Raw genomic sequence first — 18,576 nt, 5'->3', positions numbered from 1 at the left:
TTTTAGACGCTGCCGGCGAAGGCCTCGCCGTTCGGCAGCCGGCGCCGCAGGTACATGTACTCCCCGGCCGTGTAGCGACCCAGGTGCTCGTAGTAGAGCGCCTCGCCGTAGGTGGCGAAGCCCTCGTTCAGCCAGATGTCCTCCCAGGTCGCCGGGCCCACCCAGTCGCCGAACCACTGGTGCGCGAGCTCGTGCGGCTGCACGAAGTGGGCGCTGTCGAGCGCGGCGACCACCGTCGTGCCGATGCTGCTGAGCGTCTGGTGCTCCATGCCGCCGGCGAAACTGTACTCGGCGATGCCGTACTTCTCGGCCGTGAAGGGGTACTCGCCGAAGCGCTCCCGGAAGGCGTCGAGCATGTCGTGGATCTGCTCGAGGTTGTTCACCGCTTCGTCCACGTGATGCGGCCGGATGAACCAGGTGAGCGGCAGGCTCTCGCCGCCGCCGAGATCGTAGCTGTCCTGCCAGGGCAGGCCGTCGCCGCCCGGCGAATGGAAGGGCGCCACGGTCATCGCCACGAGGTAGGTCGCGATCGGGTAGCGCTCGCGCCAGCGGTAGGTGCGCGTGCCGTCGCCGTTGTCGTCGACGCCCTCGAGCCGGCCGTTGGCGGCGACGACCATCGTGTCGGGCACGGTGATCGCGAGGGCCAGGCTGTCCGGCTTGTGGCTGAGCCGATCGATGCAGGGCCACCAGGTGCCCGCGTTCTGGGTCTGGGTCATCGTCTGGCAGCTGCGGATGCGCGCGCCGGCGTCGTCGAGGTACTCGGGAAACCAGAAGGCGCCAAAGCCGATGTCGTTGGGTTCGGCGGCATACTCGACCTCGACCAGGCGCTCGTCGCCCACCGTGCCCCCCGGCGTGGCGATGGCGATGGTGCGCTCGTCGAGGCGCCGCCAGGTGGCGGGGGCGCCGTCCACGCGCACGGCGCTGGGCGTCAGGGTGTCGAAGGCGTCGAGGACGAGGCTGTCGGCGACGGCGATCGGCGTCAGGAAGGCGCGCACCCGCCCGCTGAACGCGAGGGCGGCGAAGTCCAGGCTGCCGCTGATCTCGTAGTAGCGCGCCCGCCACTCGGTCTGTCCCGGCTGGCCCTCCCCGCTGCGGCCGAACACGCCGCGCGCATGGCCGCAGAGGGGAAGCCGGCCGTCCTCGCGCAGCTTGTCCGTGACCGGCTCCTCGGCGAGGGCGGCGGCCGGCAGGGCGAGCAGGAGGGCGAGGGCGAAGGGGCGCAGGCGCTGGATCATGCGGAGGGCCTCCTGGACGGCGTTCGCTTCACTCTAGCATGCGGGGGCTGGGGGGCCAAGCCGGCTCAGAGGCCGATCAGCAGGCCGATCGACAGGCGCACGCCGGTGAGGTCCATCGGATAGGAGCCGCCGAGGATGTCGTTGGTCTTCCAGTCGTTGATGACGTCCTGTTGGTTCTCGGGATCGACCACTAGGTACTGGTAGGAGCCGCCGTAGTCGAAGCTCTGCCGAATGTCACCCATTACTCCCTGCATCTCTGCGCTGATCGCCACACGGCTAGTGAATCGATAGATGAGCCCTGCCAGTCCGAGGTAATGGAGGGAGTGATCGCGGGCCTTGATCTCGAAGCTGCGATCGGGCAGCAGGCTAGCAGGGTCTTCGGGGTCGGGCTCCTGTACATTGATAAGATCGATCGAGAGCCTGCTGTCTGCCAACGCGAGACCTATCCCAAAGCCGACATAGGGAAGCAGCTTCTGGTTTCGCACGAAGTCGAGTCCGTAGTGCACGGTGACATCCAGCTCGTGCAGGTCTGTAGCGAGTTCGCGCGGCGAGGGCCATTGATGGGCCGTGAAGGTCTGGGCGCTGCTGTAGTTCGAGAAACCGTACGTCGCGGCCAAGCCGAGGGCTGGCCGGTAGGCCCAGTAGATGCGCAGTCCCACCGGCAGGCCCGACTCGAAGTCGCTCAATCGCAGACCGGGCTCGCTGTCCATGCCTGCGACCATGACCTCGTTCTCGCGAAAGAGCAGGTCGGCGTGGCTGGGGCCGGCATAGGTGGCGACCTGGGGGCCCAGGCTCCAGCGCGGCAGGTGGATCTGCTCGCCGGGGCGGGCCGCGGCTGCCGGGAGTGCGCAGACGAGGGCAGAGGCCGACAGCAGCAGGAGGGCGGGCAGGCGGCGCATCGAGATCTCCTTCCAGGGGATGCCGAATGGTATGTCTCCAAGTAGCGCTGAATCAAGCGGCTTCGCCGCCGCCTCGCGCGCTGGCCGCCAGGCGCTGGTGCAGGAAGTCCAGGCTGCGTGCCGTCGCGCCGGCGCCGGCCTCGACGAAGGCGCGGGCCGCCGCGGCCGCCCGCGCCAGCGCCGGCGGATCGGCGAGCAGCGCGCGCCAGCGCGCGGCGAGCGCCTCGCCGTCCCGCACGACGAAGGCCCCGCCGGCCGCGACGAGGCGGCGCGCCTCGTCGGCGCGGCCGAAGCGCGGGCCGCAGAGCACGGCGAGCCCGCGCGCCGCCGGCTCGAGCACGCTGTGCAGGCCCCGACCGAAGCCGCCGCCGACGAGCGCGATCTGTCCGGCGGCGTAGAGTTCGGAGAGCTGGCCGACGCGGTCGGCGACGCAGACGCCTCCGTCCGCGAGCGCGGCGCGTTCGCTGAGCAGCCAGAGCGGGAGCGCGCGCGCCGCCGCCGCCCGGCGCAGGCGAGCGAGGGCGGCCGGCAGGGGCTCGTGCGGAACGAGGAGCAGGCGCAGGGCCGGCCACTCGCCGCGCAGGCGCGCGAAGGCGGCCAGCAGCAGGTCCTCCTCGGGCGGCCAGCAGCTCCCGGCGACGAGACAGGGTTCGTCCCCCGCAGCCGGCAGCGGCAGCGGCCTCGCCTCGTCTCGCCGCGCGAGCACGCGGTCGAAGCGCGTGTCGCCGGTGACGGCCAGCCGATCCCCCGGCACGCCGAGCGCCGCGAAGGCCTGGGCGTCGGCCTCGCTCGCGGCGCCGATGCCGGCCAGGCGCCGGTGGAGGGGCGCGGCGAGGAGGCGGCCCGGCCAGCGCGCGCGCCCGGATTCGGCCCCCAGCACGCCGCCGACGAGGAGCGTGGGCACGCCGCGCCGCTCGGCCTCGAGCACGAGGTTGGGCCAGAGGTCCCACTTCACGGCGATCACCGCGGTGGGCGCAAAGGCGGCGAGGAGGCGGGCCATCGCCCGCGGGCTGTCCAGGGGCAGGGGGAGCACGCGATCCGCTTCCGTCACGCGCGCGCCGGCCGCTCGCGCCGAGACGGAGCCCTGAGTCAGCAGCAGGGCCGCCTCCGGATGCCGCGCGCGCAGGCCAGCGAGCAGGGGCCGCGCTTGCTCGAGCTCGCCCGCGCTGGCCGCGTGCAGCCAGAAGCGCGGCCGGCGCCCCGCGAGCGCGGCGAGCGCGGCCGTCCCGGGCGCGGCGCTCCGCCGCCAGGCGAGTCCGGCGCGCAGCTTCGGCGCGAAGGGCGCCGCCAGCGGGGCCAGCGCGGCGAGCAGCGGCGAGAGCGCGCGATAGAGCCGGAGCGCGCTCACGCCAGGGCTCCCATCGCGCTCAGCTCGGCGACCACGGCGTCGGCGCCGAGCTCGCCCAGGCAGTTGCCGTGGCCGAAGCGGCAGGGCCGCGCCCCGTGCAGGGAGCAGGGCCGACAGCCGAGGGGGCGCTCGAGCACACGGCTCGCCTCCAGGCGCGGCGCGAAGCCGAAGGCCGGCACCGTGGGCCCGTAGAGGTCGAGGACGGGCGTGCCCACGGCCTCGGCGAGGTGGCCGAGGCCGCTGTCGCTGGCGACGAGCGCGCGGCTGCGCCCGAGCGCGGCCGCGACCTGGGAGAGCGGCCGGTCGCCGCTGTAGTCGACGGCGCCCAGGGCGGCGAGAGCGGCGCAGGTGTCCCGCTCGGCCGGGCCGCCGACGAGGAGCAGGGGCCAGCGCGGGGACAGGCGCTCGACCAGCGCCGCCGCGTGCGGCCAGACCTTCGCGGGCCAGGCCGCGCCAGGGGCCAGCGCGAGCGGCCGCTCGCCGGGCGCGAGGCCGAGCGCCGCGAGCTCGGCGTCCACTGCCGCGCGCAGCGCCTGGCTCAGCGGATAGCGAGCCGCGGCTGGCGGCGCGGGACGATAGGTCTCGCCCAGGGCGGCGCGCAGGGTCGCGCGATGCCGCTGCCAGACCGGCGGCAGCGGAGCGCGCGGCCTGAGCAGCGCCGGCCAGCCGGGCCGGACGACCATCAGGCGCCGGCGCAGGTCGTGCCGCGGGCTCTGCCACCAGCCCGCGGGCGGCCGGCCGAGCTGCCGCCTGAGGAGCCGGGCGCGCAGGTTGCCGTGGAAGTCGAGGACGCGATCGTAGGCCTCGGCCGCGAGATCGCGCCCCAGCGCCGCCAGTTCGGCGGAGCGTGCCCCGCGGGGCAGGGTCCAGACGCGCTCGAGTTCGGGCAGCGGCGTGAGCAGCGAGGCCCAGGGCGCGAGGACGAGGAAGTGGCGCTCGCCCCGGGGCTCGCTCGCCGCGAGATCCCAGAGCGCCGGCAGGGTGAGCGCGAGGTCGCCCAGGGAGCCGAAGCGGATGAGCAGTGTCTTCGTCGCCATGGCCCGCTTTCCGCGCCCGCTCCCGCCGGGTGCGGGAAGCGCGCCAGTCTAGGTCGAGCCGGGGGGATCGTCAAGCGAGGGGCCGGCTTCGCTGTTGACAGGAGGCGAGGGCGCAGGGAAGCTGCAGGCGAGCGCCATGCAGCCATCGCCTCAGCCCAACGGTCTCGCCGTCCACGACCTGCGCCACTTGCTCGCTCTGCTCGCGGCCGATCTGCGCCTGACGCGCTTCGGCTTGAGTCGCGAGGACGAGCCGGCGCGCCGGGCCGCCCTCGCTGCGCTCTACGCACGCCTGGCCGCCGGCCTCGCCGAACTCGGCGACGGGCTCGCCGGCGGAGCGCGCCCCGCGGCGCGCGCGGGCGCCGGCGCCGATCTGGCGCCGCGGGTCGAGGCCCTCTGGGACGGCTACCGCCAGGCCGGGCGCTTGTGTCCGGGGGCGGCGCGCCTCAGCCTCGAGCGGCCCCTGCTCTGGCCCGGGCTCTGGACGCACTGGCGCAGCCTGCTCGTGAATCTGCTCGAGAACGCCTGCGCGGCGGCACCGGAGGGGCCGGTCGAGCTGCTGGCGAACGGCGAAGGGCTGAGAGTGGCAAGCGGCGGCCGCCTGCCCGCGCCCGCGCTGATCGCCGCCCTCAATGCGGGGCGGGCGCCGGCGCCGCGCCCGGGCGGAGGCGGCCAGGGTCTGGGGCTGGTCCTCGAGGCGGTCGCGGCGCTGGGCCTCCATCTCGACGCCGACTGCAGCGACGGCCGTTTCACCCTGGATCTCCAGCGCCTACCGCGCGAGGCGCCCGCCGTGCTCCTCGTCGAGGACGATCCCGAGCTGCGCGCCGCGCTGGCGGCGCTCCTGCGCGCGGAGGGCTTGCGCGTCGAGCCCCGGGCCGGCGACGAGGAACCCGCGCCCAACCCGACGCGCTTCGCGGCGGCGGTGGCCGACCTCAACCTGCCCGGCGCCAGCGGCGCCGAACGACTGGCGGCCTGGCGCCGGGAGGCGCCCGAACTGCTCACCGTCCTGCTGACCGGCGACAGCGCCGCCGCCCGGCGCGAGTGGCCTGGCGTCGCGGCGGTGCTGATCAAGCCCGGCCTGGGACGCCTGCGCGATCTGCTCGCACCCCTGCGCCGCGGCGCCAGACCCTGATGCTCGACCTCCTGCTGGCATTCCTCTGCCTGGCCCTGCTCGCCTGCTCGGCCTTCTTCTCGAGCGCCGAGACCGCGCTCTTCGCGCTCGGCGCCCAGCAGCGCCACGAGCTGGCGCAGCGCCAGGACGCGGCGGCGCGGCGGGTCCTGCGCCTCCTGCGCGAGCTGAGCACGGTGTTGATCACGATCCTCATCGGCAACACGCTCGTGAACATCACGCTGGCGGCGCTCGCCTCGCGGCTCATCCTGCGCCGGCTCGACGGCGCCAGCGCCACCCTCGTCAGCCTCGTCGGCGTCACCGCCGTGCTCGTCGTCTTCGGCGAGATCCTGCCCAAGAGCCTCGCCGTCGGCGCGCCCCAGCGCCTCAGCCTGCGGGTCTCGGGGCCACTGCTCGCGGCGGAGCGCCTGCTGTCCGGGCCCACGGCGCTGCTGCGCCGCGCCAGCCGCGGCCTGGTCGGCCTGCTCGAGCGCCTGCAGCCGGGTGACCGCCTCGAGTTGCGCAGCGAGGAGATGCTCGCCCTGCTCAGTCTCGGCGAGGAGAGCGGCAGCATTCGGGCGCGCGAGCGGCAGCTCGTGGAGGGCGTCTTCCAGCTCGGGGATCTGCGGGTCGACGCCCTGATGACGCCGCGCGTCGATCTCTTCCTGCTCGCGGCCCAGACGCCGGTCGGAGAGGCGGCAGCGCAGATGCGCCGGGCCGGCCACAGCATCGCGCCGGTCTACCGCGACGCCAGCGACCACGTGATCGGCAGCGTCAGTGCGATCGCCCTGCTCACCGAGGGCGACCTCGAGCGACCCGTGGGCGAGCTGGCGACGCCCGTCGAGTTCTGCCCGGAGAGCCGCAAGGCGGACTCCTTGCTCGTCGAGCTGCTGGGGAAGGAGGCGCCGCTGGCGGTGGTCGTCGACGAATACGGGGCCCTGGCGGGCCTCGTGAGCGTTGATGACCTCTTCGCCGTCGTCGTCGGTCGCCTGCGCCAGCAGAGCCGCGACGAGCTGCACTACCGCCTGCTCGACGCGCGCACCCTGATCGCCTCCAGCCGCCTGCCGATCGCCCGCCTGCCGGAGCTGATCGGCCTGCGCCTGCCGCCGGCGAGCGCGGAGACCCTCGGCGGCTACCTGATGGAGCGCCTGGGCGAACTGCCCGAGACGGGCCGCGTCTACGCGATCGACGGCCTGGAGTGGACCGTGCTCTCCGCCCGCGGCCCCGCGCTGACCACCCTGCGTCTCCAGCAGCCCCGGGAGCGCTCGCGATGACGCTCTGGCTGGCTCTCTTCGCCCTCGCGCTCCTGGGCTCGGCGACCTTCTCGGGCAGCGAGACGGCCGTGATCGCGGCCGGGCGCCTGCGCCACCGAGCCGACCGTGCGCGCGGCGCTCGCCTGGCCGGTCTGGCCGAGCGCCTCACGCGGCGCCCGGAGCACACGCTGGCGACCCTGCTGATCGGCAACAACCTCTGCAACGTGCTCGCCTCGCTGGCCGGTCTCCTGCTCACCGAGCGGGCACTGGCCGCGCGCGGCCTCGCGCTCTCGCCGGTCTGGAACGACCTGCTCGCCTCGGTCTGGGTGACGGGCGTCGTGCTCGTCTTCGGCGAGGTGCTGCCCAAGGGCGTCGGCCACCACTACGCCTTCCGCATCTCGCGCCTGGCCGCGCCGCTGCTGCTCGCCATCTACAGCCTGCTGCTGCCCCTGGTCTGGCTGCTGGAGCTCCTCGTTCGGCTCCTGCGCCGCCTGCCGGGCCTCGGCGCGGCCGGCGAGCACGGCCAGCCGATCTCCTGGGACACCGTGCGCCAGCACGTCGAGGCCGGCCGCGCCGCCGGCGTGGTGGGAGAGGACCAGGAGCGGGCCATCGAGCGGATCGGCGCCCTGGGCAGCCTGGACGCCGCTGGGCTGATGCGCCCCCTGCCCGCGCTCTGCCTCTTCTCCGTGGAGGGCAGCGCCGACGAGCTGCGCCGCCTGCTCGTCGCGCGGCGCAGCCCGGCCGCCTTCCTCTACGAGGGGCGCCCGAGCCGCCTCGTCGGGCTCCTGCCCGCCCGCCGCCTGCTCGGCGGCGATCCCTACCCGGACCTGCGGGGCCTGGCCAAGCCCCTCTTGCAGGTCGACGGCGGTATCCCCGCCCTGGAGCTGCTCGATTCCCTCCAGCCGGACGGCCACACCCTGGCCGTGGTGGCCGACTCCCTCGGCGAGGCCCGGGGGGCCGTCTACCTGGAGGACGTCCTGCGCGAGCTGCTGCACCAGAAGGAGGCCGCCGGCTGGGGGGGAGAGGGTTCCCAGGGCTGACGGTCTTTACCGGATTCCGGCCCCGGTCGATGGGGGATAGCGAACGAATCTTGACCATAGAGGCAGCTTCTCGTATTTTTTCTCCACCTTGCTGCGTTCGGACCCCGAGGAGGAGATGCCATGCAAGCCCTGGACAAGGCGGAGATCGGCGAGCGCCTGAAGCGCTATCGCCTGGAGAAGAAGCTGACGCTGAAGGAGATCGAAGCCCTGAGCGGGGTCTCCGCCACGCACATCTCGGAGATCGAACGCGGCAAGTCGAGTCCGACCGTCGGCGCCCTCACTCGCATCGCGGAGGCCATGGGCAGCGAGGCCGCCTTCTTCGTCGAGGCGGAGGAGCTGCCGCAGGTGAGCCAGCTCAGCGCCGGCAGTCGCCGCCGCTACCGCTTCATGGAGCCGCCGGTCGCGATCGAGTCGCTCTCCGGCAGCGTGCCGCACTCGCGCATGTCCGTGATGCTGATGACCTGGGAGAAGGGCGCCGTCTCCACCGGCGAGGTGAACCGCCACGAGGGCGAGGAGTTCATCCTCGTGCGCAAGGGGATCCTCGAGGTCTACGTGGAGGAGGGGCGGCACATCCTCAAGGAAGGCGACAGCCTGCACTACCACGCCTCCAGTCCGCATCGCATCGAGAACATCGGTGACGCCGCCTGCGAGGCGCTCGTCGTCACCGTGCCCAGCTTCAAGATCTAGGAGGGGTGGCAATGGAGATCCAGGAACTCGGGGGTCGCATCAAGCGCATCCGCAAGGCGAAGGGGATGACGCTCAAGGACATCGAGGCGAAGAGCCGCGTCTCGGCCACGCACATCTCCGAGATCGAGCGGGGGAAGACCAGTCCGACGATCGGCGCGCTCTCGCGCATCGCGGCGGCGCTGGGCAAGGACACGGCCTTCTTCCTCGAGACGCAGAACCTCGAGGACGTCAGCCACATCAAGTACGAGGAGCGCCGCAAGGAGGCCTTCAAGTCCGCGGAGGGCTACTTCCAGCGCCTGACGCGCGGCATCCCGGGCGGGCGACTGCAGGTCTACCGTCTCCATCTGGAGCCGAGCGCCGAGCTGCGCTACAGCGATGCGGCCCCGGAGAGCGAGGCGACCCTGGTCCTCGAGCAGGGGCGCCTGGAGTTCCGTGTCAGGGACGAGGTCTACCAGATGAGCGCGGGCGACAGCATGCACTTCACCGAGCAGAGCGCGCCCGCGCTGCGCAACCTCTCCACGCGCGAGACGGCGGACCTGCTGCTGATCAGCATCCGCCGCCACAGCATCGACGCCTTCTAGAGGAGAGGGCCATGTCCGCGGGCGACGAGCGCGATGTGCACTTCCTCGGCCTTGTCTTCAGCCTGCACGCGGCGGCGATGCAGCAGCTCGGCAAGCTGGTGAGTCCCTTGAGCGGTCAGACCGAGCGCGATCTCGGCGCCGCGCGCCAGACGATCGATCTCCTCGAGAGCCTCTCCCGCAAGACCCGGGGCAACCTGAGCCGAGACGAGGAGCGCGCGCTGCAGGACATCCTCACCCAGCTCCGCCTCAACTATGTCGACGAGCGGAAGAAGGGCGAGACGACCCCGGCGCCGGACGCGGCGACGGAGGCGCCGCGGGCCGCCAGTGACTCGGCGGACTGAGGCCCGCGCGGCGGCCGCGCGCGCCGGCCGGGCGGCGGCGCTGCTGGCCTGTCTCCTGCTTGCCCTGCCCGCGCGCCCCGCGCGAGCGGCCTTCGGACTGCCGGAGCCCCGCGGGCTCCTGCGCCTGCACACGGACGAGACGACGGGCCTCGGTGCGGTGGGCCTCGCGTTGGGCGGTGGCTACTACTACCAGGACGTCGGCCAGGCCAGCCGCTACCACTGGAGCACGGGCCGCCTCGGCCTCAGCTTCGGTCTCGGCGAGGCGGGCCAGCTGTCCTTCGACCAGCGCCTGCACGGCCTGCTGCGTTTCGCGGGCGAGGCCGACGGCGAGCTCTTCGGCGCCATCGGCGATTCCGACTGGCTCGCGGGCCTGGGCGACGCCGACCTCGGCCTCAAGCTCGGCCTGCCGCTGCCCGGCGATCGCCTGCGCCTCGCCGCCGAGGGGGCGCTGCGCCTGCCGGTTGGGGATCTGCAGCGCCGCTTCAGCGCCGATGCCCGCGACTACGAGCTGCTCGGGATCCTCAGCGTCGATCTCCTGCGCGGCGGCGTCTTCGTGCCCACCCGGCTGCACCTCAACGCGGGGCTGCGCGTCAATCGCGGCCGCGCGGGCCAGGGTTTGCCGCCCTGGCCCGGACACCCCGGCTGGCAGGGCGTCTACCCGCCCTACTACCCCGCGCTCGCGGCCGGTGAGCCGGAGTCCTCGCTGCGACAGACCCTCTACGGGGCCGGGCTCGAGTTCCTCGGCGAGCGCCTGCGGCTCTCGGCCGAGCTGAGCGTCGACCTGCTCGACCGCCCGGAGGCGGAGATCCGCCTGCGCGAGCAGCCCTGGCGCCTCGGCCTGGGCTTCCGCGCCCAGGCGCCCTGGCGCCTGAGCGTCAGCGGCGGCTTCGATCTGGATCTCGCGCGGGACGACTTCGCCACCGTCTTCGAGCCGCACTACCCCGGTCTCATCAGCAGCCTGGTGCTGCGCCGTGACTGGCAGCTCCTGGCCGGCGATCCCGATCACGACGGCCTGCGCGGCGACGACGACGCCTGCCCCGATCGCCCCGAGGACCCCGACGGCTTCCAGGACGGCGACGGCTGTCCCGATCTCGACAACGACGGCGACGGCGTACCCGATGCGCTCGACCTCGCGCCGAATCTGCCCGAGGACCGCGACGGCTTCGCCGACGAGGACGGACGGCCCGACCTGGACAACGACAACGATGGCATCGTCGATGGCGAGGACCTCTGCCCCGATCGTCCCGAGGACTACGACGGCGTCGAAGACGGCGACGGCTGCCCCGAGCGCGCGAGCGCGCCGGCCCCACCCACGCCGCCGGCTCCCGCGCCCGCGGGAGAAACGGCGGGCGAGGCGTCGCCGGAGGCCGTCCCGGCGCCAGAGGAGTAGCCTAGGACTCCTCGCCCGCGGCCTCGGCGTTCTTCACGGCCTGCCAGGCGCGGTCCATCGTCTCCAGGGAGAGCTCGCCGAGGCGCTCGCCGTCAGCGGCCAGCCGCGCCTCCATCGCCGCGAAGCGGCGGCGGAACTTGGCGTTCGCGCTCTCGGCCAGCGCTTCTGCGTCCAGGCCGAGCCAGCGCGAGAGATTGGCGAGCACGATGAAGAGGTCGCCGAGCTCCTCCTGCGCCTGAGCCAGCGTGGCCGGACTCAGGCCGGCGCGGTAGCGCGACGAGGGCGCGCCCGCGCCCGGCGGGGGAGCGGCCGGCAGCGCGGCCAGCGCCGCCCGCAGTTCGCCGACTTCCTCGTCGAGCTTGGCGAGGACGCCGGCGAGGTCCGGCCAGTCGAAGCCCACGCCGGCGGCCGTCTCCTGGTAGCGCTGGCTGCGCGCGAGGACGCTGAGGCTGCGCGGCAGCGGCTTGAGCAGGCCCGGCGCCTCGCCGCGCGCGGCGCGCTCCTCGCGCTTGACGGCCTCCCAGACGCGCAGCTGCTCGGCGCTGTCCGCGGGCATCGGGCCCGCCGCGCCGCCCGGCGCGGGGAAGAGCTGCGGGTGGCGCCGGCGCAGCTTGGCGTCGATCGCCTGCAGGGCGCCGGCCGCGGCGGCCTCGCCCTCGTCGCGGGCGAGCCGCTGGAGACCGAAGAGGGGGAGGTAGGCGAGGTCGCCGAGCTCCTCCACCTGGCCCACGCGGTCACCCTGGTTGCACGCCTCCAGCCACTCGTGGCCCTCGTCGATGAGATGCCGGGCGATGTCGGCCAGGCGCTGCTCCCGATCCCAGGGACAGCCGTCGGGCGCGAGCAGGCGCTCGAGGGTTCGCCAGAGTTGCTCGAGTGCGGCCTGGGGGAGAGTGGGCATGGCGGCCACGCTAGCACGGCCCGCCCGGCCGGACAAGCCGGCCCAATGGCCGTTGACGCCCCCCGCGCGCCGACCTAAGCTGACGGATCAGGCCGGAGGCAGCGCGCGCGCATGGACTTCATCCGCATCCGAGGCGCTCGGGAGAACAACCTCCGCAATCTCGACCTCGACATCCCGCGCGGGCGCTTCGTGGTGATCTCCGGCCCCAGCGGCTCCGGCAAGAGCAGCCTCCTCTTCGACACGCTCTACGCCGAAGGCCAGCGCCGCTACGTCGAGAGCCTGTCCACCTACACACGGCAGTTCCTCGAGCGGCTGCGCCGGCCCGACCTCGATTCGCTCGAGGGGATCGGACCGGCGATCGCCATCCGCCAGCAGAACACGGTGCAGCACGGGCGCTCGACCGTGGCGACCTACACCGAGATCGCCGATTTCCTGCGCGTCCTCTTCGCGCGTGCCGGCAGCCTGCACTGCCCGCGCTGCGGCGCTCTCGTCGAGCGCGAGGAGCCCTCGGTGCTCGCGGCGCGGCTCACGGCGCAGCAGGCCGGACGCGCCATTCTTCCGGCCTTTCCCTTCTGCGGCGGCGCCGGCCTCGGCGGCGAGCAGGTGCGGGAGATCCTCCTCGCCCGCGGCTACCGCCGCGTGGTTGCGGCAGGCGGCGTGCAGCGCCTGGAGGAGGCGCCGGCGCCCGCCCTCGCTGCGGCGGGCCTGACCGTCGTCGTCGATCGCCTGCGCGCCGAGCCCGCCGAGCAGGGGCGCCTGGCGGAGGCCATCGAGACGGCCTACCGGGAGGGCGAGGGCCGACTGCTCGTCCTCGACGAGACGGGCGCTCCGCTCTCGCGCCACGCCGAGGGGGCGATCTGCGGCGCCTGCGATCTCGCGCTGCCCGAGCCGCGGCCCGACTTCTTCTCCTTTCAGCTCACCGAGGGCGCCTGTCCCGACTGCCACGGCTACGGCAACCGCCTCGAGTTCGACCTCGGCAAGCTGGTGCCGCGGCCGGCGCTCTCGATCGCCGAGGGCGCGCTGGCGCCCTGGGCCTCGCCGCGCTTCGCGCGCTTCCAGCAGCGCGTGTGCGAACTCTGTCGCGAGCGGAAGATCCCCGTCGACCGGCCCTTCGCGGAGCTGACGCTCGTGCAGCGGCGCCTGCTGCTCGAAGGCGGCAAGGGCTTCAAGGGTCTCCTGCCCTGGCTCGAGGCCCTGCGCGGCAAGGCCTACAAGAAGTACGCGCGCTTCTACTCGCGGCGCTTCATGTCCGAACTGCCCTGCGAGACCTGCGGCGGCAGCCGCCTGCGACCCGAAGTGCGCCAGGTGCGCCTGGGCGAGTGGACGCTGCCGGACATCTACCGGCTGACGCTCGGGGAGGCGGCCGCGGCGCTGGCCGCACTGCCGATCGAGGCGCGGGCGCTGGGCGTCGAGCGCGTGCTCGCCGAGTTGGACGGCCGCCTGCGCTTCCTCCTGCGCATGGGCCTGCACTACCTCACGCTCGACCGGCCGACGCGCAGCCTCTCGGGCGGGGAGTTCCAGCGCATCCACCTCGCCAATGCGCTGGGCAGCCGCCTCACCGACACGCTCTATGCCCTCGACGAGCCGACGATCGGCCTGCACCCGCGCGACACCGAGCGCCTGCTCGCCACCCTGCTCGAGCTGCGCGATCTGGGCAACAGCGTGATCGTCGCGGAGCACGATCTCGAGGTGGTGCGCCGCGCCGACCAGCTCATCGACCTCGGCCCCGGCAGCGGCGCCAAGGGGGGGCGGCTCGTCTACCAGGGGCCTGTCGACCGCCTGGAGGCCGTCGATCCCGATCACCCCTCGGCGACCCTGCGCTGCCTGGCGGGACAGGAACCGCTGGGTTTCATCGACCGCGCGCGGCGGCCCTCACGCGGGAGCCTTCTGCTCGAGGGCGTCACGCGGCACAACCTGCAGGACCTGACGGTGGAGTTCCCGCTCGGGCGCCTCGTCGTCGTCTCGGGGGTGAGCGGCTCGGGCAAGAGCACGCTGGTGTCGGATGTGCTCGTGCAGGCGCTCGCGAGCCCCGAGGGGCCGCGGCCCGGCGATCCCTGGCGGCGGCTCCGGGGCGCCGACCGCGTGCACGGCTTTCGCGTCGTCGACCAGAGCCCGGTCGGCAAGAGCCCGCGCAGCAACCCGGCCACCTACCTGGGCGCCTTCCAGCTCATCCGCGAGCTCTACGCCGAGGAGGCGCGGCGCGCCCGCCTGCGCCTGGGCGCCGAGCACTTCTCCTTCAACAGCAAGGAGGGGCGCTGCCCCGAGTGCCAGGGCCTGGGCTCGGTGAAGCTGGAGATGGTCTTCATGGCCGACCTCTACGTGCCCTGCGAGACCTGCGGCGGCCGTCGCTTCCGCGCCGAGTCGCTGGCGGTGCGCTTCAAGGGCCGCACGATCGCCGAGGTGCTCGAGATGACCGTCGACGAGGCGATCCAGTTCTTCGCCGGGCACCACGCCCTCGGCGAGCGGCTCTGGATGCTGCACCGGGTCGGCCTCGGGTACCTCAAGCTCGGCCAGGGCGCGAGCACGCTGTCCGGCGGCGAGAGCCAGCGCCTGAAGATCGCGCGCGAGCTGGCGACGACCGGCAGCGAGCGGCACCTGTACATCCTCGACGAGCCGACGACGGGCCTGCATCCTCTCGACGTGCGCCAGCTGCTCGCCGTCTTCCAGCGCCTGCTCAAGGCGGGCCACTCGCTGATCGTCATCGAGCACAATCCTCAGATACTGCTCGCCGCCGATCACATCATCGACCTCGGCCCGGAGGGCGGCGCTGGAGGCGGCCGCATCGTCGCCCTGGGCGATCCGGCGGCCATCGCCGCCGAGCCGGCCTCGCTGACCGGCCGCTACCTGGCGCCACTCCTGGCGATGCAACTCGAGGAGGAGCGAGGATGAGGATTCTGGTCACGGGCGGCGCCGGCTACATCGGCGGCGCCTTCCTGCGCGCCGCGCTCGCGGCGGGCCATTCGCTCAGCGTGATCGACAATCTGAGCACGGGCCACGCGGACAGCCTGCCGCCGGGAGTGGACTTCCGGCAAGTCGACCTGCGCGAGCGGCGCTGGCTCGATCCGCTGCTTGCCGAGTGCGACGCCCTGGTCCACTTCGCCGCGCGCAGCCTGGTCGCCGAGTCGGTGGCCGACCCGGTCGGCTACTACCGCGACAACCTGGGCGGCTTCCTCGCCCTGCTCGCGGGCATCGAGGCCGTCGGCGGGCCGCGGCGGCTGGTCTTCTCGTCCTCCGCAGCGGTCTACGGCCACGGCGAAGGGCAGCCATTCCGCGAGACCGATCCCTGCCGGCCGGTGAACCCCTACGGCGGCACGAAGCTCGCGATGGAACAAGTGCTGGGCCACGCGGCGCCGCGCCTGAAGCTGCGCTACCTCTGCCTGCGCTACTTCAACGCGGCGGGCGCCCTCGCCGACCACGGCGAGCGCCACCAGCCCGAGACGCACCTCATCCCGCTCGCCCTCGCCGCCGCCGCGGGCGGCGAGCCGCTGACTCTCTACGGCGAGGACTACCCGACCCCCGACGGCAGTTGCGTCCGCGATGGGGTGCACGTCGCCGATCTTGCCGAGGCGCACCTGGCAGCCCTCGCCGCACTCGAGGCGCCGAGCGATCCCAGCGGCCCGCTCAACCTCGGGACGGGGCAGGGGCACTCGGTGAAGGCGGTGATCGCAAGCGTTGAGCGGGTGACGGGTCGCGCCGTGCCCCTGCGCCGCGGCCCGCGCCGGCCCGGGGACCCGGCCCTGCTCGTCGCCGCCGTCGACAGGGCCCGCGCACTGCTCGGCTGGGCGCCGCGCCAGGCGGCACTGGACGCCATCGTCGCCTCTGCCTGGGACTTCGCGCGGGGCGGCGCCGGGGGCGGTTGACAGGCCCTAGCGCATGTGCTTTCGTAGCCCCCGCTGCGAAGGTAGCTCAGTCGGTAGAGCAGCGGACTGAAAATCCGCGTGTCGGCGGTTCGACTCCGTCCCTTCGCACCCTGCGTCGAGCCGGCTCCGCGGGAGGGGCCGGCTCCTTCGTTTCCGGCTCCCAAAGCCACCGCCGGGGATTGACAGGCGGGCCGATCTGCGCTAAGTTAGCCGTTATCAGACTTCATACTCTGAATATCTATCCTTGGGGGCGCTCATGATTCTCTCCAGAGCGAGCGAGTACGCGATCCGGGCGATGGTCTACATGGCGGGGCGGGAGGAGAACGGTCCGGTCCAGCTCAAGGAGATCGCCGAGTCGGAGAACATCCCCTTCCACTTCCTGGCGAAGACGATGCAGGTGCTCACGCGCATCCGCCTCGTCAAGTCCTTCCGGGGACCGCACGGCGGCTTCATGCTGATGAAGCCGGCCCGCGAGATCTACCTCTACGAGATCGTCAACGCCTTCGACGCCATCAACCAGTGGGACACGACCTGCGTGCTGGGCATCAATCCCTGCTCGGACGACGTGATCTGCCCGCTCCACGACGACTGGAAGCCGATCAGGGAAGGCATCTACGAGCTCTTCAAGACGCGCAATCTCGAGGGCCTCGTCGGCAGGCTCGAGGAGAAGCGCCAGAAGCTCCGCGAGTTGGGCTTGACGGGTTGATGGGTGGTGGCTCGCGTTCCGGGGCGGCCTTCCTGCAGACGGGGGGCCGCCTTTCCACGCTGGGTCCCCGCGCGCGGCCGCGCTCTTGACTTCGGGCAGCAGCGGTCGCAGTATACCGCGTCCTGTCTGGCTTTGCTGGCGTAGCTCAGCTGGTAGAGCAGCGCACTCGTAATGCGCAGGTCCGCGGTTCGAATCCGCGCGCCAGCTCCGCGGCGATCTCGCGATCCGGCCGTCCTGCGGGGCGGCCTTTCCTTTGCGGCCAGCGGCTTGCGGCCGCAGCGCCGGGGAGGGTGTATGGCCGACAGCCCGCTCATGGTCAGCGTTTCCGGCATCCGCGGAATCGTCGGCGACTCGCTCCACCCCGAGGCCATCGTCCGCTACAGTGCGGCCTACGCGACCTGGTGCCGGCGCCGCGGCGCGGCGGTCGGCGCGAGCGTCGTCGTCGGCCGCGACGGCCGGCCCAGCGGGCGCATGGTCCTGGATCTCGTCAAGGGCGTGCTCGGCGCCGCCGGCCTGGAAACCGTGGACATCGGCGTCTGCACGACGCCCGGGACGGCGATGGCGGTGGGCGCCCAGGGCGCGGCGGGCGGGATCGTCATCACGGCCAGCCACAATCCCGCGCCCTGGAATGCCCTCAAGTTCCTCGATGCGGCCGGGGATTTCCTCGCGCCGGCGCTCGGCGAGGAGGTGCTCGCGATCGAGGCGGCGGGGGACTTCCACTGGGAGGACCACGCCCGGCTCGGTGGCTTCCGCCGCTGGCCCGACGCGAACCGCCACCACATCGCGGCGATCCTCGCCCTGCCGCTGGTGGCGCGCGAGGCCGTCGCCGCGCGCGGCTTCACGGTGGCCGTGGACGCCGTCAACGCCTCGGGCAGCGCGGCGCTGCCGCCCCTGCTCGAGGCCCTCGGCGCGCGCTGCCTGCTGCTCCACTGCGACGGCAGCGGCATCTTCCCGCACAACCCGGAGCCGACGCCCGCGCATCTCGGCGAGCTGGCCGCCGCGGTGCGCGCGGGCGGCGCCGCGCTCGGCCTCGCGGTCGACCCCGACAGCGATCGCCTCGTGCTCGTCGATGCCGACGGGCGCGTCCTCTCGGAGGAGTACACGCTGGCGCTGGCGGCCGACTACGTCCTCGGGAGGACGCCCGGTCCCGTCGCGGTCAACCTGAGCACCAGCCGACTCATCGACGACGTCGCCGCCCGCCACGGCCAGGTCTGCCACCGCAGCCCGGTGGGGGAGGCGCACGTCGTCGCCGCCATGCGCGCGGCCGGCGCCGTGATCGGCGGCGAGGGCAACGGCGGTGTCATCCTGCCCGCCCTGCACGCCGGGCGCGACGGGCTTGTCGGCGCCGCGCTCGTCCTCTCGGCGCTGGCGACCAGCGGCCGCTCGCTCGCGGCGCTGGCCGACGCGCTGCCCGCCTACCGGATGGAGAAGCGGCGCCTGGAGCTGGCCGCCAAGGTCGAGCCCGCGCGCCTGGTCGCGCTCGCCGAGCGACACTTCGCCGGGGCGGAGCTGGACCGGCGCGACGGCGTCAAGGCCAGCTATCCCGAAGGATGGCTGCACGTGCGCGCCTCGAACACGGAGGCGATCCTGCGCCTCATCGGCGAGGCCGCCGACGGCGCCTGGCTCCGCGCCCGGCTGGACGCGGCGGAAGCGCACTTCCGGACCGCGCTGGCCTGAAAACGGTCGGCCCGATTTCTGTTGAGACGCCGGCCGGGGCGGCCGATAATCGAGGCGGCCACCACCCCTAGCGACGAGGCGGACTCATGTGCGGAATCATCGGCTACGTGGGGGAGCGTCCGGCCCTGCCCATCCTGATCGCCGGACTCAAGCGGATGGAGTACCGGGGCTACGACTCGGCCGGCGTCGCGCTCTATGAATCCCACGGTCTGACCGTGGTCAAGGCCGAGGGCAAGATCAGCACCCTCGAAGCAGTGCTCCGCCACGGCGACTACAACGCGACGCTGGGTATCGCCCACACGCGCTGGGCCACGCACGGCCCGCCGACCCACGACAACGCCCACCCGCACACGGACGAGTCCGGCGGGCTGGCCCTGGTGCACAATGGCATCATCGAGAACTTCCAGTTCCTGCGCCGCTACCTGAAGGGCCAGGGCATCGAGCCGCGCACGGAGACCGACACCGAGGTGCTGGCGCTGCTCGTCGCTCACTACTACGAGGGCAGCCTGGAGCAGGGGG

17 protein-coding genes, 2 tRNA genes and 1 pseudogene are annotated in these 18,576 nt (G+C 73.3%); 15 read left to right on the top strand and 5 right to left on the bottom strand.

The features are described from left to right. Nucleotides 1–2 precede the first annotated feature (2 nt). The 4 genes from FJ251_05815 to FJ251_05800 form a co-directional block, all read right to left on the bottom strand. Nucleotides 3–1,235: a M1 family metallopeptidase gene (locus tag FJ251_05815; GenBank protein ID MBM4117248.1), complete on the bottom strand. Its 1,233-nt coding sequence runs from the start codon at nucleotides 1,233–1,235 to the stop codon at nucleotides 3–5. 65 nt (nucleotides 1,236–1,300) lie between these two features. Beyond that, on the bottom strand, nucleotides 1,301–2,134 hold the full coding sequence (locus FJ251_05810; protein ID MBM4117247.1) for a hypothetical protein: 834 nt from the start codon (nucleotides 2,132–2,134) through the stop codon (nucleotides 1,301–1,303). A 52-nt stretch (nucleotides 2,135–2,186) separates the two neighbouring features. Next, nucleotides 2,187–4,202: a hypothetical protein gene (locus FJ251_05805; protein ID MBM4117246.1), complete on the bottom strand. Its 2,016-nt coding sequence runs from the start codon at nucleotides 4,200–4,202 to the stop codon at nucleotides 2,187–2,189. After that, nucleotides 3,479–4,519, bottom strand: coding sequence for a glycosyltransferase family 9 protein (locus tag FJ251_05800; protein MBM4117245.1), 1,041 nt, complete (start codon nucleotides 4,517–4,519; stop codon nucleotides 3,479–3,481). The genes FJ251_05805 and FJ251_05800 overlap by 724 nt, the downstream gene beginning before the upstream one ends. Before the next feature lie 136 nt (nucleotides 4,520–4,655). On the opposite strand from FJ251_05800, the gene FJ251_05795 reads away from it, so the two are divergent. From FJ251_05795 to FJ251_05760, 8 genes and pseudogenes are all read left to right on the top strand, one after another. Next, nucleotides 4,656–5,648, top strand: coding sequence for a response regulator (locus FJ251_05795; protein MBM4117244.1), 993 nt, complete (start codon nucleotides 4,656–4,658; stop codon nucleotides 5,646–5,648). Beyond that, nucleotides 5,648–6,211, top strand: a pseudogene (locus FJ251_05790) (DUF21 domain-containing protein). Before FJ251_05795 ends, FJ251_05790 begins: the two are co-directional and overlap by 1 nt. 120 nt (nucleotides 6,212–6,331) lie before the next feature. Continuing rightward, nucleotides 6,332–6,898 (top strand): CBS domain-containing protein, encoded by a 567-nt coding sequence (locus tag FJ251_05785; protein MBM4117243.1) that lies wholly within the window; start codon nucleotides 6,332–6,334, stop codon nucleotides 6,896–6,898. Beyond that, nucleotides 6,895–7,917 carry a DUF21 domain-containing protein gene (locus FJ251_05780; GenBank protein MBM4117242.1) on the top strand — a complete coding sequence of 341 codons (1,023 nt, stop codon included), beginning with the start codon at nucleotides 6,895–6,897 and terminating at the stop codon, nucleotides 7,915–7,917. The genes FJ251_05785 and FJ251_05780 overlap by 4 nt, the downstream gene beginning before the upstream one ends. Before the next feature lie 120 nt (nucleotides 7,918–8,037). Next, on the top strand, nucleotides 8,038–8,604 hold the full coding sequence (locus FJ251_05775) for a cupin domain-containing protein (protein ID MBM4117241.1): 567 nt from the start codon (nucleotides 8,038–8,040) through the stop codon (nucleotides 8,602–8,604). 11 nt (nucleotides 8,605–8,615) lie between these two features. Beyond that, nucleotides 8,616–9,185, top strand: a complete 570-nt coding sequence (locus FJ251_05770) for a helix-turn-helix domain-containing protein (GenBank protein ID MBM4117240.1) — start codon at nucleotides 8,616–8,618, stop codon at nucleotides 9,183–9,185. 11 nt (nucleotides 9,186–9,196) lie between these two features. After that, on the top strand, nucleotides 9,197–9,526 hold the full coding sequence (locus tag FJ251_05765; GenBank protein ID MBM4117239.1) for a DUF1844 domain-containing protein: 330 nt from the start codon (nucleotides 9,197–9,199) through the stop codon (nucleotides 9,524–9,526). Continuing rightward, nucleotides 9,510–10,916, top strand: a complete 1,407-nt coding sequence (locus tag FJ251_05760; protein ID MBM4117238.1) for a hypothetical protein — start codon at nucleotides 9,510–9,512, stop codon at nucleotides 10,914–10,916. The genes FJ251_05765 and FJ251_05760 overlap by 17 nt, the downstream gene beginning before the upstream one ends. 1 nt (nucleotide 10,917) lies before the next feature. Here the strand turns inward: FJ251_05760 and FJ251_05755 are convergent, their stop codons facing one another. Continuing rightward, the gene (locus tag FJ251_05755; GenBank protein MBM4117237.1) at nucleotides 10,918–11,814 is read right to left on the bottom strand and encodes a nucleoside triphosphate pyrophosphohydrolase; all 897 of its coding nucleotides are present in this window, start codon (nucleotides 11,812–11,814) and stop codon (nucleotides 10,918–10,920) included. Nucleotides 11,815–11,925: 111 nt separating this feature from the next. Between FJ251_05755 and uvrA the strand changes: the two genes are divergently transcribed. From uvrA to FJ251_05720, 7 genes are all read left to right on the top strand, one after another. Continuing rightward, complete coding sequence (gene uvrA, locus FJ251_05750; GenBank protein ID MBM4117236.1) at nucleotides 11,926–14,703, top strand: excinuclease ABC subunit A; 2,778 nt, start codon at nucleotides 11,926–11,928, stop codon at nucleotides 14,701–14,703. Next, nucleotides 14,700–15,674 carry a UDP-glucose 4-epimerase GalE gene (gene galE, locus FJ251_05745; protein ID MBM4117235.1) on the top strand — a complete coding sequence of 325 codons (975 nt, stop codon included), beginning with the start codon at nucleotides 14,700–14,702 and terminating at the stop codon, nucleotides 15,672–15,674. The genes uvrA and galE overlap by 4 nt, the downstream gene beginning before the upstream one ends. Nucleotides 15,675–15,709: 35 nt before the next feature. Beyond that, nucleotides 15,710–15,785, top strand: a tRNA-Phe gene (locus FJ251_05740). Nucleotides 15,786–15,930: 145 nt separating this feature from the next. Further along, complete coding sequence (locus FJ251_05735; GenBank protein ID MBM4117234.1) at nucleotides 15,931–16,380, top strand: Rrf2 family transcriptional regulator; 450 nt, start codon at nucleotides 15,931–15,933, stop codon at nucleotides 16,378–16,380. Nucleotides 16,381–16,514: 134 nt separating this feature from the next. Then, a tRNA-Thr gene (locus FJ251_05730) sits at nucleotides 16,515–16,590 on the top strand. Next, entirely contained in the window at nucleotides 16,552–18,057 is a 1,506-nt protein-coding gene (gene glmM / locus FJ251_05725) for a phosphoglucosamine mutase (GenBank protein MBM4117233.1), read from the top strand. The genes FJ251_05730 and glmM overlap by 39 nt, the downstream gene beginning before the upstream one ends. An 86-nt stretch (nucleotides 18,058–18,143) precedes the next feature. Continuing rightward, nucleotides 18,144–18,576 (top strand): glutamine--fructose-6-phosphate aminotransferase (locus FJ251_05720; protein ID MBM4117232.1); only part of this gene is annotated, 433 nt, incomplete at its 3' end.

This window comes from bacterium (assembly GCA_016873475.1).
GTDB lineage: Bacteria > Krumholzibacteriota > Krumholzibacteriia > JACNKJ01 > JACNKJ01 > VGXI01.
This window is presented reverse-complemented; position numbering and strand designations above follow the sequence as displayed.

Excerpts from the sequence above, each read along its gene's own strand:
- FJ251_05815 (MBM4117248.1), bottom strand. The coding sequence starts at position 1,235 with ATGATCCAGCGCCTGCGCCCCTTCGCCCTCGCCCTCCTGCTCGCCCTG.
- FJ251_05810 (MBM4117247.1), bottom strand. The coding sequence starts at position 2,134 with ATGCGCCGCCTGCCCGCCCTCCTGCTGCTGTCGGCCTCTGCCCTCGTC.
- FJ251_05800 (MBM4117245.1), bottom strand. The coding sequence starts at position 4,519 with ATGGCGACGAAGACACTGCTCATCCGCTTCGGCTCCCTGGGCGACCTC.
- FJ251_05795 (MBM4117244.1), top strand. The coding sequence starts at position 4,656 with ATGCAGCCATCGCCTCAGCCCAACGGTCTCGCCGTCCACGACCTGCGC.
- FJ251_05785 (MBM4117243.1), top strand. The coding sequence starts at position 6,332 with ATGCGCCGGGCCGGCCACAGCATCGCGCCGGTCTACCGCGACGCCAGC.
- FJ251_05780 (MBM4117242.1), top strand. The coding sequence starts at position 6,895 with ATGACGCTCTGGCTGGCTCTCTTCGCCCTCGCGCTCCTGGGCTCGGCG.
- FJ251_05775 (MBM4117241.1), top strand. The coding sequence starts at position 8,038 with ATGCAAGCCCTGGACAAGGCGGAGATCGGCGAGCGCCTGAAGCGCTAT.
- FJ251_05770 (MBM4117240.1), top strand. The coding sequence starts at position 8,616 with ATGGAGATCCAGGAACTCGGGGGTCGCATCAAGCGCATCCGCAAGGCG.
- FJ251_05765 (MBM4117239.1), top strand. The coding sequence starts at position 9,197 with ATGTCCGCGGGCGACGAGCGCGATGTGCACTTCCTCGGCCTTGTCTTC.
- FJ251_05755 (MBM4117237.1), bottom strand. The coding sequence starts at position 11,814 with ATGCCCACTCTCCCCCAGGCCGCACTCGAGCAACTCTGGCGAACCCTC.
- uvrA (MBM4117236.1), top strand. The coding sequence starts at position 11,926 with ATGGACTTCATCCGCATCCGAGGCGCTCGGGAGAACAACCTCCGCAAT.
- galE (MBM4117235.1), top strand. The coding sequence starts at position 14,700 with ATGAGGATTCTGGTCACGGGCGGCGCCGGCTACATCGGCGGCGCCTTC.
- FJ251_05735 (MBM4117234.1), top strand. The coding sequence starts at position 15,931 with ATGATTCTCTCCAGAGCGAGCGAGTACGCGATCCGGGCGATGGTCTAC.
- glmM (MBM4117233.1), top strand. The coding sequence starts at position 16,552 with ATGCGCAGGTCCGCGGTTCGAATCCGCGCGCCAGCTCCGCGGCGATCT.